Origin of the sequence: Alcaligenes sp. HNGD-HTN06, assembly GCF_049932565.1 — a bacterium.
In the GTDB taxonomy this organism is placed as follows: Bacteria; Pseudomonadota; Gammaproteobacteria; order Burkholderiales; family Burkholderiaceae_B; genus Alcaligenes; species Alcaligenes ammonioxydans.
The window spans coordinates 1,373,326-1,388,523 of record NZ_CP187782.1; the positions used below are offsets into that span (position 1 = coordinate 1,373,326).

13 protein-coding genes are annotated in these 15,198 nt (G+C 58.8%); 7 read left to right on the forward strand and 6 right to left on the reverse strand.

Translation table 11 applies throughout. The features are described 5' to 3' along the window. Window positions 1-153: 153 nt before the first annotated feature. From ACOZ42_RS06265 to ACOZ42_RS06290, 6 genes are all read right to left on the reverse strand, one after another. A complete protein-coding gene (locus tag ACOZ42_RS06265) occupies window positions 154-987 on the reverse strand; it encodes a phosphodiesterase (protein WP_426345685.1) in 834 nt (277 codons plus the stop codon). An 89-nt stretch (window positions 988-1,076) separates the two neighbouring features. Further along, window positions 1,077-2,141 carry an ABC transporter ATP-binding protein gene (locus ACOZ42_RS06270; RefSeq protein WP_426345686.1) on the reverse strand — a complete coding sequence of 355 codons (1,065 nt, stop codon included), beginning with the start codon at window positions 2,139-2,141 and terminating at the stop codon, window positions 1,077-1,079. After that, on the reverse strand, window positions 2,131-2,931 hold the full coding sequence (locus tag ACOZ42_RS06275) for an ABC transporter permease (RefSeq protein ID WP_426345836.1): 801 nt from the start codon (window positions 2,929-2,931) through the stop codon (window positions 2,131-2,133). Before ACOZ42_RS06275 ends, ACOZ42_RS06270 begins: the two co-directional genes overlap by 11 nt. 19 nt (window positions 2,932-2,950) lie before the next feature. Next, window positions 2,951-3,757: an ABC transporter permease subunit gene (locus tag ACOZ42_RS06280; RefSeq protein WP_426345687.1), complete on the reverse strand. Its 807-nt coding sequence runs from the start codon at window positions 3,755-3,757 to the stop codon at window positions 2,951-2,953. Between the two features lie 22 nt (window positions 3,758-3,779). Next, entirely contained in the window at window positions 3,780-4,787 is a 1,008-nt protein-coding gene (locus ACOZ42_RS06285) for an ABC transporter substrate-binding protein (protein ID WP_415302355.1), read from the reverse strand. A gap of 105 nt (window positions 4,788-4,892) precedes the next feature. Next, a complete protein-coding gene (locus ACOZ42_RS06290; protein ID WP_426345688.1) occupies window positions 4,893-5,957 on the reverse strand; it encodes a LacI family DNA-binding transcriptional regulator in 1,065 nt (354 codons plus the stop codon). Between the two features lie 204 nt (window positions 5,958-6,161). Between ACOZ42_RS06290 and ACOZ42_RS06295 the strand changes: the two genes are divergently transcribed. The 7 genes from ACOZ42_RS06295 (at window position 6,162) to ACOZ42_RS06325 (ending at window position 15,135) form a co-directional block, all read left to right on the forward strand. Further along, entirely contained in the window at window positions 6,162-6,914 is a 753-nt protein-coding gene (locus ACOZ42_RS06295) for a type 1 glutamine amidotransferase (protein WP_426345689.1), read from the forward strand. A 76-nt stretch (window positions 6,915-6,990) separates the two neighbouring features. Beyond that, window positions 6,991-7,086: a K(+)-transporting ATPase subunit F gene (gene kdpF, locus ACOZ42_RS06300; RefSeq protein WP_100214825.1), complete on the forward strand. Its 96-nt coding sequence runs from the start codon at window positions 6,991-6,993 to the stop codon at window positions 7,084-7,086. A gap of 137 nt (window positions 7,087-7,223) precedes the next feature. After that, a complete protein-coding gene (gene kdpA, locus ACOZ42_RS06305; RefSeq protein WP_003801525.1) occupies window positions 7,224-8,927 on the forward strand; it encodes a potassium-transporting ATPase subunit KdpA in 1,704 nt (567 codons plus the stop codon). A 12-nt stretch (window positions 8,928-8,939) separates the two neighbouring features. Then, window positions 8,940-9,614, forward strand: a complete 675-nt coding sequence (gene kdpC / locus ACOZ42_RS06310) for a potassium-transporting ATPase subunit KdpC (protein WP_240208823.1) — start codon at window positions 8,940-8,942, stop codon at window positions 9,612-9,614. A gap of 38 nt (window positions 9,615-9,652) precedes the next feature. Beyond that, the gene (kdpB, locus tag ACOZ42_RS06315; protein ID WP_426345837.1) at window positions 9,653-11,713 is read left to right on the forward strand and encodes a potassium-transporting ATPase subunit KdpB; all 2,061 of its coding nucleotides are present in this window, start codon (window positions 9,653-9,655) and stop codon (window positions 11,711-11,713) included. A 45-nt stretch (window positions 11,714-11,758) separates the two neighbouring features. Beyond that, window positions 11,759-14,431 (forward strand): DUF4118 domain-containing protein, encoded by a 2,673-nt coding sequence (locus ACOZ42_RS06320; protein ID WP_426345690.1) that lies wholly within the window; start codon window positions 11,759-11,761, stop codon window positions 14,429-14,431. Next, a complete protein-coding gene (locus tag ACOZ42_RS06325) occupies window positions 14,428-15,135 on the forward strand; it encodes a response regulator (protein WP_426345691.1) in 708 nt (235 codons plus the stop codon). Before ACOZ42_RS06320 ends, ACOZ42_RS06325 begins: the two co-directional genes overlap by 4 nt. The last annotated feature ends 63 nt before the right edge of the window (window positions 15,136-15,198 follow it).

The window sequence follows — 15,198 nt, forward strand, 5'->3', positions numbered from 1 at the left end:
GCGGCGAGTCCCGGTGTGTCCGGTAACGATCCTGTTTAACCGTTTCAGCTTTTGCTGAGCGCGGCGAGCCAATGGGTTGCATCCATCTATCCTCAACCGGGGTTGAGGAGGGCAGCAAGGCCGCGCTACCCAGAGAAAGTGCTGCGCAGCGAATCAGTCGATGAGTTTGCCACTGGGTTCATGGAAGGCGAAGGGGCCGTCGAACTGGCCCACCGTAGCGGTGTGAGTGACAATCTGCCCGTGGCTATCGAGGGCGTGGACGGCATAGCCCGGCGGCTCCAGCGTCCAGGCAGAGGCGGCATCATCAGCCAGGTCCAGACACACCTGATGCGCGACTGAAGGGGCCGTGCTGGCTATTGTTCCACCAAAACGGATGTGGATACTACGATGCAAATGCCCGCTGATGACCCGTTCGACCTGCGTGTGCTGACGAACAATCGCTTCCAGTTGCGCTGCGCCCTGCAGCAGGCCAATCCTGTCCATATGGCCGATCAGGGTGTTGAACGGCGGGTGGTGCAGGGCAATGACAGTGGGACGTGTAGCGTGCTTTGCCAGTTCAGCAGCCAGCCAATCCAGTTGCGCCTGATCCAGGCTGCCTGCGCTGGCTCCCGCGACGGCACTGTCCAGCGCCAGCAGTCTGAGCCCTCCGATATCGACGCCGTAGCAAACCGGCCCGGTTTTGCCCAAATACGTATGGTCGGGGAAGCTTTCCCGTAGTTGCTGCCGGTCATCATGATTGCCTGGCAGCAGGTAGACGGGAATCGAGTCCAGCGGCGCGAGTAATCTGCGCAGTTGCGCATATTCCCGGGCTCGCCCAAAGTCAGTCAGATCGCCTGTCAGCACGATGGCATCCGGTCTTTGAGGCAGCGCCAGAGCATGGTCGATGGCAGCCTGCAAATAGGGGGCGGTATTGAGTCGTCCGTAGGCCAGTCGGCCTTCTTCCCGTATATGCGGGTCGGTCATTTGAATCAGTAGGGTGTTGAGCATCGGTATCAGGTCGCGCTGTGCGCTCCGTGTTGTTATCAGGTGGGGGCCCAAGGGAACCAGGCCTGGGCTGACCGGAAGGTGTGACTGCCTCAGGACATCGGCACCGAGCCAGGTATCAGCGAGTCCGGGTTGAGCTGAATACCCACTGTGCTGCCGAGCACGGCGGCATTGTCACGATCTACCTCGGCAATCAGGGGAGCTTGTCCGGCGACCTCCAGGGTCAGCTGGACCCGCCCGCCCATAAAACTGCGTTGCTGAACACGCGCCCGTGCCCAGCCAGCCGGTGCCTCCATGCACACACGGATGTCCTCTGGGCGTAATAGTAATTCCTGTGACCCGCGTAAAGCCTCGGGGCAGGCCAGGTGCAGGTCTGCCAGCCGCACATCGTTATGAAACAGGCTTTGTGCGTTACGTTGCAGGACGTTGACGCGCCCCAGGAAAGTGGCGACAAACGGATGGGCGGGATGCCGGTACAGGCTTTCTCCGTCGCCAATTTGAATAATGCGGCCTTCGTGCATGACGGCCAGCCGGTCAGCAATGGCAAAGGCTTCCTGTTGATCGTGGGTGACGTGAATGGCGGTAATGCGCAGGCGTCGCAGCAGCTCGGCCAGTTCATCGCGCAACGAGACTTTCAGCTTGGCATCCAGGGCAGCCAGGGGCTCGTCCAGGAGCAGGACACGGGGTTGATTGGCGATGGCGCGGGCGATCGCAACCCGTTGTCGCTGTCCACCGGACAGGGCAGAAGGCAGGCGTTTTTCCAGACCATTCAGGCGCATCAGATCGACCAGCTCGCCAACCCGTTGCTGGCGCTCCGCTAGGGCCATGCCTTTGATTTTCGGGCCATAGCCGATGTTCGCCTCAACCGTCATGGCCGGAAACAGGGCGTAATGTTGAAACACCATGCCGACTTCGCGTTTTTCAATCGGCAGATGGGTAACGTCCTGTCCGTCGAACAGGATGCGGCTACCGGCATCGGGCATTTCCAGACCGGCGATCAGCCGCAGCAAGGTGGTCTTGCCGCAGCCCGAGGGGCCCAGCAGCGCCATGACTTCACCCGGGGCGATATCCAGGGTGCTGGGGTGCAAACCCCGTGTGCCATCCGCATAGGTTTTGGCGCATTGTTCAATGCGCACGGGTACGTGTTTAGTTTCCATATTGTTTCTCCAGCAAGCGCGCCAGGGCTTGCAGTGCCCAGAGCACGGGCAAGATGACAAGCATAAAAATCAGCGTATAGGCCGAACCCACTTCGATGCGCATGGAGGCGTAGCTGTCGGCCAAGCCCACTGGCAAGGTACGTGTCAGGGGGGTGTGGAGCATCCAGGTCAGGTTGAACTCCCCCAGCGACAGGGTGAAAACCATCAGGCTGCCGGCGACAACGGCGGGCAAGATGGCGGGAAGTAAAATCCCGAAAAAGATTTGAGTGAAACTGGCCCCCAGGGATCGGGCTGCTTCCTCCAGATCAACCAGGCTGCGTTTTTGCAGGGCGGCGGTGGTGGTGCGCACCATAAACGGCAGGGTAAATACAATGTGACCGACCAGAATGAACCAGAAACTCTGGCGAAAGCCTTGCAGTGAACCGTAAGCCAGCAGCAGGGCAAGGGCGGAGGCCATGCCGGGCACGGCCACGGGCAAGGTCAGCAGCTCCTCGAAACTGCGAGCCAGGCGGGAGCGGCTACGGGACAGTGCATAGGCGCAAGGCAGTCCCAGTACGATGGCCGCCAGGACACAGAGCAGGGCCAGTTGCAGCGATAGCCAGACCGTACCGCCGTAGTTTGCCCAGACTTGTTCGAGCCATTTCAGCGTCAGGCCGCTTTTCAGACCGATGCGGTAGTTGTTGACCAGTCCTGCCATGACCGAAACCAGGATGGGGCCCAGCAGGAACAGGATGGTCAGGCCGGTAAGCGCCAGGAGCAGGGGAGCGGGCCGCTGAGGATGGGATAGCATTTTTGTGCTCATGATGTCCTCACACCACCACCGCGGGGTCGCGCACCACGCGCCGGGCCAGCCACAAGGTAAACCATGTCAGCAGCCCCAACGATATGGACAAGCTGGCAGCCAAGGTGAAATTCGCATAGTTGGTAAATTCGTTGTAGATCGTGATGGGCAAGACTTCGTAGCGGCTGGACAAGGTGAAGGCCGTCCCGAAGGCACCCATGGAAGTGGCAAATACGATGGCGCCGCAGGACAGCGACGTTGGCGCCAGCTCCGGTATCCAGACGTCCCGGGCAATATCCCAGCGTGTGGCACCATAGGAGCGGGCCGCTTCCTCCAGATTGCGGTCTATGGATTGGGCCGCGGCGGTGTAGGTGGCAATGGCGCGAGGCAGGGAAAAGTACAGATAAGCCAGAAACAGACCCAGCAGGCTATAGGCAAACGTGATCCGCCCCAACCCCAGATCCTGGGTGATCTGGGCCAGCAGCCCCTGGCGACCACCCAGCAAGATGATGAAAAAACCCACGATGACGCCGGGAAAAGAGAGGGGAAGCGTCATCAAGGCGAGCAGCAGGCGTTTGGCAGGCACGCGGTGGCGGGCCATCACGATGCCAACGATGGCGCCGAGCACCAAGGTGGCCAGGGTCACCAGAGCGGACAGGAGCAGCGTTTGCAGCAGGGCCTGCAAGTACCGTCCCGATGTCAACACGACCCAGTAGGTGTCTATGCCTTCCTGAGCGGGCAATGCCAGAAGCTGTATCGCCGGCAACAGCCAGAACGCGGCAAAAAAAGCGACGGCAGGTGCCGAGCACAGGGGCAGCAGGTAGGTGGCTTGCATACGCTAACTCCGTCTGGACCGCTTAGCGGACCTCAGCCAGGTAACGCTCAGCAAAAGGCTTCTGACCTTGTGCCATGCGTGCGTAGTTAACGGCCTTGGCGCGCGCGTAGTCGCTGTCAGGCAGGAAGCGTGACTGTGCCTGCTCGCTGATGGCACTGCTGCGAATCGGGCGCAGGAAGGCATTGGCCCAGATAGCCTGGCCTTGCTCGGAGAGCACGAAATCCAGTACTTTGCGTCCCTGTTCGGCATGTGGGGCGTTCTTGACCAGCGACATGACGTACGGCACCACAATCGTGCCTTCCTGGGGAATGACGAATGCTACATCTTCCCCGTCTTTATATTGTGCGCGGTAGGCGCTGAAATCATAGTCCAGCAAGATGGGGATCTCGCCGGAAATCAGGCGAGCATAAGCGGTTTGCTTGGGGACGATGGGATTGTTCTGTTGCAGGGCCTTGAACCAGTTGATGGCGGGGTCAAAGTTGTCCATATTGCCGCCCAGGGCCTCGTTGATCGCAACGGCGCCGACATAGCCCACGAAGGCAGAGGAAGGGTCCAGATAGCCCACCAGACCTTTGTATTCTGGCTTGAGCAGATCGTTCCAGGACGTGGGCACTGGTACATCGCCCAAGGCCGATTTATTGACCATGATGCCCATGGTGCCCGAATGAATCGCGAACCAATGCCCTTGCGGATCTTTCAATCCTTCCGGAATCTGTTCCCAGCCTTCGGGTTTATAGGCTTGGGTCACGCCGTCTTTCTGGGCCTGGATGGCAAAGGTGATGCCCAGATACGTGACGTCAGCGACCGGATTGGCGGATTCGGCCAGTAGTTGAGCCAGTGACTGGCCGGAGTTCTTGTTATCGGGCGGCACGGTAATGCCGGTATGTTGCTTGATGGCTTCGATCTGGCTGGCCCAATCGGCCCATTCAGGGGGACAGTTGTAGCAAATGGCGGTCTGCGCGGCGACTGCGCTTCCCATTGTCATCAGGGCCAGGGGCAGTGCCACGCGGCAAGCCAATGTGCTCAGCATATGTTTCATGGTTGATCACTCCAGTTAGTAAGTGGTGTCAGGCAAAAGCCGGGAATGGCTTGAACGCAGGGGTGGTGGGAAAGAGTCCCACAGAGGAAAGGGGCCTCATCCTGTATGGGCCCTTGGTGAGCAAGGGGCAGGGGCGCAGGACTCGCCCCGGTCGAAGGTGTAGGGCAGCAGAACCGAGGCCTGCGCGGGAACTGTTTTTTGCTGGGCCACTGCCTCCAGCAGCAGGCCGATGCATTGGCGACCAATTTCTTCATTGGGCTGTGCGATGGTGGCCGGACGCGGAAACAGTTCAGCCCCTAGCGCAATGCCATCAAAGCCGATCACGCTGATATCGCTGGGAACCTGCAGGCCAATCTGTTGTGCCGTGCGCAGACAGCGAATGGCAATCAGATCGTTGGAGCCAATCAAGGCCGTGGGACGTTCGGGCTGGCGCAAAAGTCGGGCGACGCTGGCAAGATGCACACCGTCAGAATGTGGCGTTTGTTCCTCTTCGCCCTGATCCATGAACGGCACTTCCAGCAGTGGCATGGGCGCCAGACCCGCCTTGTCCATTCCTTTTAGATAGCCATGGCTGCGTTGCTGGGCGCGATCAGACACGTGCAGATGACCGCTTACCATGGCAATGCGGCGATGGCCCAGTGTGGCCAGATGGCGGATCAATTCAATCATGGCCTGCTCGCCGTTGACGGTGACGCAAGGATGCTCGGGGTGCTGGTTGTAAGCCAGTACGTAGGGACAGCGAGTCTTGCCCAGTCGCACTAAAGCAGGGGAATGAGCCGGGTTGGAGACCACCAGCACAATGCCTTCCACATTGCTGGCCAGGAGCAAGGCGACTGCCTGGGATTCACGTTCAAGGTGGTAGTCGGTAAAGAAGGGCAAGATGGCATAGCCGCCGCGGGCTGCCGTATCGGCGATGCCTTTCAAACACTCGGCAAAAACGGGGTTGAGCAAGGTAGGCAAGACGACGCCGATGACCCGACTGCGTTGGCTGCGCAGACTGCGTGCCGAGGCATTGGGCTCATACCCCAGCGCGTCGATCGCGGCTTGCACGCGAAGGCGGGTCTTTTCGCCCACCTTTTCTGGCTCATTGAGCACGCGCGATACCGTGGCAACCGATACCTGGGCTGCTCTGGCGACATCCAGTATTCCTACATTGGCCATGACACCCAGCCGTCAAAATGAAAACGATTACATTTGAGCAAAGGCATATGTCAGGCAAATGACGAACTGTGTTTTTGTTTGCAGCAGACATCCCCTTGATGCCACTTATACGAGCCTAATCGCAAACAGATCCTGGTCTTGATACGGCCAGTTCTACAGTGAGTTCTCCTGAACAACAGGCCTGCGCGGTCAGGCATTCACGTCATGAAACCCATTCTTGTTTTGCAGCACGAGGCCACGCAAGGGCCGGGAGTGCTGCTGGATCATCTGGAGAGCCATGGTCTTCCCCATCACTTGTGCATGTCGCCGCTGGAGGGCGGGGCGCCGGTATCCGCTCGTGATTACAGCGGGGTGGTCGTGCTGGGCAGTGATCGCAGTGTTCATGATTGTTTGCCCTGGATAGAGCAGGAGCACGAACTATTGCAGGACGCGGTTCGGCGCCATGTTCCGGTTCTGGGCCATTGCTTTGGGGCGCAACTGCTGGCTCGTTGCCTTGGGGCTCAAGTGCAACGCAACCCATATCCGAACATAGGTTGGGGCCAGGTTTGGAGCAGCCCTTACGCGCAGCGTGTCATGGGCCTGCCCAAGCGTGCCATGCTGTTTAACTGGCATTACGACACCTTCCAGATTCCCTCGGGGGCCAGCCGGACTTTATACGGTCCTCATTGCTTGAATAAAGGTTTCTGCCTGGGTCCGCATTGGGCCTTTCAAGGCCATCTGGAAGTGACCGCCGATAGCATCCGACAGTGGTGCGACCACGGCCGCCACGAGCTGGAGCAGGTGTACGGTCCTGCGGCTCAGGATGCACAACATATCTTGTGGGGCCTGGATCAGCATTTAAGCCCCTTGCACCTTATTGCCAGACAGACCTATCAACGCTGGACAGACCAGTTGATGGAGCGTGCCGGCCTCGCCCTGGTCCAAATCCATATGCCGTCTTTATACGTGGGCCAGTAAACACTGCTCTGAATTTATGCCGTCACTCCTAGACTGTCTCTGTCTGCTGCAAGTCAGCATTGATCGGGAGTTCAGGATGACAGCGTCCTTTTTTACGGTTCTGGCAGCAGGGGTATCGCTGGGGCTGTTTATCTATTTGTTCTATGCCTTGCTCAAGGCCGAAAACTTCTAAGTTCAGGCTGGCAAGTGTTCATTGTTTGGAACAGGTGTGCATATGAGTGATTTTTTATTCTTAGCGGTGCTGTTCGCATTCTTTGCGATGGCGACCGGATTTGTGCTTGGTCTTGAAAAACTGTAAGAGGGGCTGTCATGCTGGACGATTTGATGCAGTTCCTGGTGGTTCTGGCCGTCTCTACGGTCTTGTTAGTGGTGGTGGGCAAGTGGATTGCCCATTTTTTCTGTAGCCCGAAGCACAGTTTGATTGAGCGTGGCACGTATCGGCTGTTGGGGGTGAACCCGGACGAGAAGATGTCCTGGAAGCGATATGCGCTGGCGCTGTTGTTAAGCAATGCCGCCATGTTGCTTTTGGGATATGTTCTTTTGCGGGTGCAGGGCGGGATACCGGGAGACAGCCTGCAGCGTGTCGCCCAGTCTCCTGACCTGGCTTTTAATACGGCCATCTCCTTTACGACCAATACCAACTGGCAGGCGTATTCGGGGGAGTCCAGTCTGTCCAATTTTTCCCAGATGGTGGCCATCACCTTTCTGATGATGATCAGTGCCACAACAGGTCTGGCGGCGGCAGGCGGTTTCATCCGTGGTTTAAGCCGGAAAAGTTCGGCTGATATTGGCAACTACTGGGTGGACTTCACTCGTTCTTTGTATCGCCTGCTCTTGCCGTGCAGCTTCTTGCTGGCCTTGCTTTATATCTGGCAGGGTATGCCGCAGACACTGGCGTCTGATGTCGTGGTCAACACGCTGGAAGGGCTTAAGCAGCAGATTATTCTGGGGCCAGTGGCCAGCCTTGAAAGCATCAAGCATGTGGGAACCAATGGGGGCGGTTTTTTTGGCATGAATGCGGCCCATCCTTTTGAAAATCCCACCCCGCTGACCAATACCATTCACATGCTCAGCATGTTGCTGGTTCCCTCGTCCCTGACCTATGCCTTTGGCACCATGCTGAGCCGCCGTCGCCAGGGTTGGGCATTTTTTGCCGCTTTTCTGGTGATGTTCGTGGGCTTTCTGGCCCTGATTTACAGCGCTGAACAAGCCGGTAATCCCTTGCTGACTCCTTTAGGGGTGGACCAGACTCAAAGCAGCACGCAGGGCGGAGGCAACCTGGAGGGTAAGGAGCTGCGTTTCGGGGTGGCGCAAAGCAGTCTGTTTGCCACAGTGACCACGGCCGCGACCACTGGCTCGGTCGATGCCATGCATTCGTCGCTGACTCCTTTGGGTGGTCTGGTGCCGATTGCCCAAATGATGCTGAACAATGTGTTTGGCGGGATCGGGGTGGGCTTTATCAGTCTGGTCAGCTACGCCATTTTGACGGTCTTTCTGGTGGGCATGATGATAGGGCGCAGCCCCGAGTTTCTGGGCAAGAAGATTGAGGCGCGGGAGATGAAGTACGTGATGCTGGCCATGTTGGCGCATGCCTTCAGCATCCTGGGCTTTACCGCTTTGGCCAGCCTGCAGCCCTCGACCCTGGACAGTCTGTCCAATATGGGCCCGCATGGCTTTAGCGAGGTGCTTTACGCCTACACCTCGGGCACGGCCAATAACGGTTCAGCCTTCGCAGGCTTTAATGCGAACACTCCTTTCTTCAATACGACGATAGGGCTGGCGATGCTGGTTGGGCGGTATCTGACCTTGCTGCCCTTGCTGGCTTTGGCCGGTGTGCTGGCCGCCAAGAAAGCGGTTCCTGCGGGCCCAGGCACCTTGTCGACGGCTACCCCCTTATTTACGGGTCTGTTGATTTTTGTGGTTCTGGTGGTGGGCGGGTTGACGTTCCTGCCTGCATTGGCGCTGGGCCCGATTGTGGAGCACCTGTTGATGCTCGATGGCATTACTTTTTGAGGATTGACCGTCATGTCTACCCATCACTTTTTGGTTTCGACACTGGCTGCCCCGACGATGAGAAGCTTGTTGAGGCCGGTATTGGTGTCTGCTGTGTTTTTTATGCTGTTGACGGGCATTGCCTACCCCTTGGCCACGACCTTTATCGGCACCGCCCTGTTCCCGGAGCAGGCAAAGGGCAGCCTGATTCAACGTGATGGCCAGGTCGTAGGCTCCCGCCAGATTGGCCAGTACTTCAGCCAGCCCGCGTATTTTCACGGCCGCCCCAGCGCGACTGTGGGAGTGGACCCGGCAGATCCTTCCCAAAGTATTGCCCAACCCTATAACGCCGCGGCCAGCGGGGCTGGCAATCAGGGCGTGTTAAGCAGCAGTTTGCTGGATGCTGTGGCGGAGCGCAGCAAGGCCTATCGCCTGATGAACGGTTTGGCAGAGGATGCACCCGTGCCGGTGGATGCCGTGACGGCGTCGGCATCGGGGCTGGATCCCCATATCTCGGTAGCCAATGCCCGTTTGCAGGCCGCTCGAATTGCCAGGATGCGGGACATGCCGCTGGCTCAGGTCCAGGTCTTGATCGATCGCTACACCCAGGCCCGTCAATGGGGAGTGCTGGGCGAGCCGCGTGTGCAGGTCTTGGAGCTTAATCTGGCACTGGACAGGGTCAAGCCTGTTCAGCCCGCCGTGCGTTAGGAACAGGTGTCATTATGTCTATTACTGATCTGAAAGCCATGCAAGAGGCGGGACATTCATCGTCATTGCGCGCCATACCGTGGGGAACGGTGTGCAAGGAAGCCTTCAAAAAACTCTCGCCCCGGGCGCAATTCAAAAACCCGGTGATGTGCGTGGTGTATCTGGGCAGCATTGTGACCAGCTTGCTGGGCATGCAGGCTCTGCTGGGCCAGGGTGAGGCTCCGGCCGGATTCATCTGGTCGGTGTCGGCCTGGTTGTGGTTTACGGTCCTGTTTGCCAATGCGGCCGAGGCCGTAGCGGAAGGGCGGGGCAAGGCGCAAGCCGATGCATTGCGTTCCACCCGCAAGCGGGTCATGGCCAGGGTATTGAAAGAACCCGCGCGCGATAGCCGTGCCTGGCCGGTCCCCAGCGACGAGCTGCTGCCGGGCGCTTACGTGTTGGTTGAGGCAGGCGAGATTATCCCCGCCGATGGGGAGATTTTGCAGGGTGCCGCCTCGGTGGACGAGTCTGCCATTACAGGTGAGTCGGCGCCGGTGATCCGTGAGTCCGGGGGAGACTTCTGTTCCGTCACGGGCGGTACCCGGGTGCTGTCAGACTGGATCGTGATGCGGGTGACCGCCAAACCGGGTGAGGCCTTTCTGGATCGCATGATAGCAATGGTGGAGGGGGCCAGGCGTGGCAAAACCCCCAACGAGATTGCTTTGACGATTTTACTGGTGGCCTTGACGCTGATCTTCTTGCTGGTGTGCGTCACCTTGTTGCCTTTTTCCAGCTTTGCGACGGTGCTGACCGGACACGGTTCACCTGTCACGATGACAGCCCTGATTGCTTTGTTGGTGTGCCTGATTCCCACCACCATCGGCGCCTTGCTGTCGGCAGTGGGGGTTGCTGGCATGAGCCGCATGATGCAAGCCAATGTGCTGGCGAGTTCTGGCCGCGCTATCGAGGCAGCCGGGGATGTGGATGTTTTGCTGCTGGACAAGACCGGCACGATCACGCTGGGCAACCGGGAAGCCTGGGCGTTTCTGCCCGCGCCGCAGGTGTCTGAGCAGGCTCTGGCCGATGCCGCCCAATTGGCCTCGCTGGCGGACGAGACTCCCGAGGGGCGCTCCATTGTGGTCTTGGCCAAGCAACAGTTTCATTTGCGAGGCCGTGAGCTGCATGGCGCGCGAACCATTGCCTTTAGCGCCCATACCCGCATGAGTGGAATTGATATTGACGGTCGTCAGATCCGAAAAGGCGCGGCGAGCACGATGCACGCTCACATTGAATCGTTGGGAGGTATTTTTCCGTCTGAACTGGATGGTCTGGTCAATGAGCTGGCGCGACGGGGCAGCACGCCGCTGGTGGTGACCGAAGGCAATAAAGCGCTGGGCGTGGTGGAGCTGAAAGACATCGTCAAAGGCGGGATCAAGGAGCGGTTTGCTGAGCTGCGGGCTATGGGGATCAAGACCATCATGATTACCGGGGACAACCCGTTGACGGCTGCGGCCATCGCGGCCGAGGCCGGGGTGGATGACTATCTGGCCGAAGCCACGCCGGAGGACAAGCTGCAGTTGATCCGGCGTTATCAGGATGAAGGGCGACTGGTTGCCATGACGGGTGACGGGACCAATGATGCTCCTGCGCTGGCCCAGGCTGATGTGGCTGTGGCGATGAACAGTGGCACGCAGGCGGCCAAAGAGGCGGGCAATATGGTCGATCTGGACAGCAATCCCACCAAGCTGTTGCGAGTGGTGGAAGTGGGCAAACAGATGATTATGACCCGCGGCGCCTTGACGACTTTCAGTATCGCAAATGATCTGGCCAAGTACTTTGCGATTATTCCCGCGGCTTTTGTAGTCACTTATCCCGCTCTGGGTGCCTTGAATGTGATGCAGTTGCACAGCCCGGCCACTGCCATTCTGTCTGCAGTCATTTTCAATGCCCTGATAATCATCGCTCTGATTCCCTTGGCCTTGCGGGGGGTGAAATACCGTGCCGAACCGGCCAGCCGTTTACTCAAGCGAAACCTCTTGATTTACGGCCTGGGCGGGCTGATCGCTCCGTTTGTCGGCATCAAGTTGATTGATCTGCTGCTGACGCCGTTTTTTGGATAAGAGCGTAAGATCATTACCAGTTTTCTGCAGGGAGTACACAGACCCATGTCGCTTGAAGATAGGCCGGACCCGGATGAGCTGTTGCAGGTGGTTGGCGAGGACCCGCACCAGCCTCGCCGGGGGCAGCTCAAGATCTTCTTTGGAGCGTGCGCGGGTGTGGGGAAAACCTACGCCATGCTCAAGGAAGCGCATCAGCGTCAGTCCGAGGGAGTGTCCGTTGCGATTGGTATTGTGGAGACGCATGGCCGTCAGGAAACACAGACGTTGCTGCAGGGGCTGCCCGTACTGGCGCGCAAGGAGTATCAGCGTCAGGGACGGGTGGTCACCGAGTTTGATCTGGATGCGGCCCTTGTGTCGGGGTATCAGTTGCTGCTGGTCGATGAGCTGGCCCATTCCAATCTTGAGGGTAGCCGTCATGCCAAACGCTGGCAGGATGTGGAAGAGCTGCTGGATGCGGGAATCGATGTGTATACCGCGTTGAATGTGCAACATCTGGACAGCCTGAATGAGGTGGTGGGGGGCATTGTCGGGGTGCGGGTTCGGGAGACCGTTCCAGACCGGATATTTGATCGTGCGGCCGATGTGCTGCTGGTGGATCTGCCCCCGGATGATCTGTTGGCTCGCTTGAATGCCGGCAAAGTGTATCTGGCGGACTCGGTGGCCCAGGCGCGTCAACACTTCTTTCGTCGGGGCAATCTGATTGCCTTGCGTGAACTGGCCTTGCGTCGCGTGGCGGACCGGGTCAATGCCGATGTGCATGTCTACCGAATCTCCCATGCCATACGAACCGTCTGGCCTACTCGTGAACTGTTAATGGTGTGCGTCAGTGCGGACAGTGCCCAGGAAGCGCTGATTCGGGAGGGGGCGCGGCTGGCCCAGCAATGGCAAACGCCCTGGATCGTGCTGCATGTGGACACGCCATCGGAAAGCGGTCAGATCAAGGCGCAGGAAGCGCTGGTGCGCCTGGCGGCCAGTGCGCAGCATGCCGGCGCTGAGTTTGCCAATATTGCCGGTCAGGATGTGGCTCATACCGCCCTGGCCTACGCACGGCAACGCAATGCCACCAAGTTGATTCTGGGTAACTCCTCGGCACGTTCGCGCTGGCCCTGGCGGCCTGCCTTGTCGGAGCGGCTGGCGCGTAGCAACCCCGAGATTGGCCTGCTGCTCGTGCGTGTGGATACGGTTCAGCGACCTATCCGCCCCCTTGAGCTGCTGGAGACCCCCATGGCGCAGGGCAAAGCCCTGTCGATTGCCTCCATCATCTGTGTGGTGACGACCTTGCTGGCGGAGCAGTTGTTGCCGTTTTTTGAACTCTCCAATGTGATCATGCTGTTTTTGATCACGGTGGTCTTTACCGCCTTGCGCTTGGGACGGTTGGCCGGTGTGTGGGCCTCGCTGTTGTCGGTGGCCTTCTTTGATTTTTTCTTTGTGGAACCCCGCTATTCGTTTTCGGTTACGGATACCCAGTATGTTTTCACGTTTGGTGTGATGTTGGTGGTGGCCTTGATTATTGGTCAGCTGGCAGCCCGTTTGCAGGCCGAGGCACGAGCGGCGCGCGATGGCGAGCGCCGGGCGGCCGCGTTGACGCGTGTCAGTCGGGATCTGGCCGGGGCGCTGGCATTGGAGCAGGTGCTGGCCGTGTGCCGCGATACCCTGGAGCCTTTGTTTGAGATGCCGATGGTGCTGGTTGTGCCGGATCAGCATAATCAGCTGGTCGCAACTCGCCATACGAGCTTTGTGGAGCTTTCAGTCGCGCAATGGGTGTTCGACCACATGGAAGCGGCGGGCAAGGGAACTGAAACCCTGAATGGGGCCAGTGCCTTGTACTTGCCCTTGAAAGGCCCGATGGCCCCGCGTGGTGTGCTAGTGGTACAGTCTGGCGCGGCAGCTTCGTTACGAACACCCGATGGGCGGCGCTTGCTGGATGCGTGCTGCTTTATATTGGCGCAAGCTCTTGAACGCATTCACTATGTGGCCATCGCCCAAGACACGGTGCTGCGCATGGAGGGGGAGAAAATGCGCAATACCTTGCTGTCGGCCGTCTCGCATGATTTACGTACGCCCTTGACTGTGATCCGGGGTCTGGCTGAAACCCTGGAGCAACCCAAGGGCCTGGGTGAAACAGAACAGCGCGATATTGCGAGGGCCATACGTGTGGAGTCTGATGAGTTGCGTCGTCAGGTGTCCAACTTGCTGGACCTGGCCCGTATGCAAAATGAAGGAGTCAAACTGCACAAGGAGTGGCATGCCTTGGGCGATATTGTGGGGATTGCGCTTGCCCGTTGCGCGGCCGCCTTGCAGCCTCGTCAGGTCGTGACCGAGTTCGCTGCGGACCTGCCGTTAGTCGAAGTCGATGGTGTCATGTTGGAGAGGGTAGTGACGAATCTGCTGGATAATGCCGCCAAGTACACGCCCGATACCAGCACGATCTGGCTGAGGGGGGTGTGGGCGGGTCAGTCCATGTATTTGCTGATCAGCGATGATGGTCCCGGTTTGCCACCAGGGGATCCCGAGCGATTGTTTGATACTTTCACACGGGGACAGAAAGAATCCTCCGTGGCGGGGGTGGGCTTGGGGCTGGGACTGTGTCGAACGATTATTGCTGCACATGGTGGTACGATCAGCGCCAGGCCGCGCTTGCCGCAGGGGGTGGTCTTTGAGATTCGCCTGCCCTGGAAAGCGGCCCCCCGTATGGAGAGTGACGAGCTACCGACATGAACAAAGCCCAGATACTGATCGTGGAGGATGAATCCAATATCCGTCGTTTCGTACGGATTGCCCTGGAGCAGGAGGGCATGGCCGTGATCGAAGCCAGCACCTTGGCGCAAGCGCGTATGGACGCGGCAACCCGTCGTCCCGACTTGATGATTGTGGATTTGGGTCTGCCAGACGGAGACGGCAAGGACTTGATTCGCGATCTGCGCGGCTGGGTCTATTCTCCGATTCTGGTCCTGTCTGCCCGGGATCGAGAAGAAGAGAAGGTGGCGGCCCTGAATGCCGGCGCGGATGACTATCTGGCCAAACCCTTTGGCGTGCCGGAGCTGTTGGCCCGTATACGCGCTTTGTTGCGGCGCTCCCAATTGGTGCCAAACGTGCAGGTAGCCTCGTCGCGGGTCCGCTTTGGAGGGGTGCAGGTCGATCTGGCGTCTCATGAGGTGACGCGGGATGGGCAGGCCGTGCATTTGACGCCTATTGAGTTTCGTCTCCTGACGGCCCTGATTCGGGGGCATGGCAAGGTATTGACGCATCAACATTTGTTGCACGAAACCTGGGGGCCTGCTTACTCAGACCGGCCGCATTATCTGCGGGTGTACATGATGCAGTTGCGGCAAAAGCTGGAGCAGGATGCCGCACAGCCCAAGTATCTGCGGACGGAACTGCAGGTGGGGTATCGCTTGGCGGGTCTGGACGTTCAGGCGTAAAAAGAAAAAGGGGATACAACGTATCCCCTTTTACATTGTTGAGCCGTTGGCGTGGCTCTGTGG